The organism is Pseudomonas sp. yb_9 (genome assembly GCF_043103635.1).
Classification (GTDB): Bacteria; Pseudomonadota; Gammaproteobacteria; order Pseudomonadales; family Pseudomonadaceae; genus Aquipseudomonas; species Aquipseudomonas monteilii.
The window spans coordinates 1-1122 of sequence record NZ_JBICKA010000096.1 but is presented as its reverse complement, the minus strand read 5'-3'; the positions used below and the strand labels follow the sequence as shown (position 1 = coordinate 1122).

The window sequence follows — 1122 nt, the reverse complement described above, 5'->3', positions numbered from 1 at the left end:
GCCTGAGTTTCCCGATGAAGCAGATGACCTTCGCCGACGCCGAGTACGCCGGCAAGCGTAAGCAGACCCGCAAGGAGTTGTTCCTGATCGAGATGGATCAGGTGGTGCCGTGGCAGGGACTGATTACTCTGATCGAGCCGCACTACCCGAAGGGCGAAGGTGGCCGTCCGGCGTATCCGTTGATGGCGATGCTGCGCGTGCACCTGATGCAGAACTGGTTCGGCTACAGCGACCCGGCTATGGAGGAAGCGCTTTACGAAACCAACATCCTGCGCCAGTTTTCTGGGCTGAGCCTAGAGCGCATCCCCGACGAAACCACCATCCTCAACTTCCGCCGCCTGCTGGAAAAGCATGAACTGGCGGCTGGGATTCTGGCCGTGATCAACGGCTACTTGGGCGATCGCGGCCTGTCGCTGCGCCAGGGCACCATCGTCGATGCCACACTGATCCACGCGCCGAGTTCGACCAAGAACCAGGACGGTAAGCGCGACCCGGAAATGCACCAGGCCAAGAAAGGTAATCAATGGTACTTCGGCATGAAGGCCCATATCGGGGTGGATGATGAGTCGGGCCTGGTGCATAGCATGGTAGGCACGGCAGCCAACGTGGCCGATGTCACTCAGGTCGATAAGCTGCTGCACGGCGACGAAAATGTGGTCTGTGCCGATGCTGGTTATACCGGAGTGGAGAAACGCCCCGAGCATGAAGGTCGCCAGGTCATTTGGCAGATTGCCGCCCGGCGCAGCACCTACCAGAAACTGGGCAAGCGTAGCGTTCTGTACAAAGCCAAGCGCAAGATCGAAAAAGCCAAGGCTCAAGTCAGAGCGAAGGTTGAGCACCCGTTCCGGGTGATCAAACGTCAATTCGGCTATGTGAAAACTCGCTTCCGTGGCCTGGCCAAGAATACGGCACAGTTGGTGACACTGTTTGCGCTGTCGAATCTATGGATGGCCCGTCGGCATTTACTGAGCAATGCAGGAGAGGTGCGCCTGTAATGTGGGGAATAGCCGCCGCGAGGTGTTCGCAGCGGCTAAAAAGACAGAAATGAGTTAGCGATCTGAGCATTTTTGATCGACTTGTCACTTTCAAAATCGGTGGTGGCCGAAGTCAGCCAAAAACATA

Annotated in this window: 1 protein-coding gene; it reads left to right on the top strand. The window is 57.2% G+C overall.

Annotation, left to right across the window (positions count from 1 at the left end; genetic code table 11):
* Nucleotides 1-14 precede the first annotated feature (14 nt).
* On the top strand, nt 15-995 hold the full coding sequence (locus ACF8MI_RS23860) for an IS5 family transposase (RefSeq protein ID WP_061203968.1): 981 nt from the start codon (nt 15-17) through the stop codon (nt 993-995).
* Nucleotides 996-1122: the final 127 nt, after the last annotated feature.

Excerpts from the sequence above, each read along its gene's own strand:
- ACF8MI_RS23860 (WP_061203968.1), top strand. The coding sequence starts at position 15 with ATGAAGCAGATGACCTTCGCCGACGCCGAGTACGCCGGCAAGCGTAAG.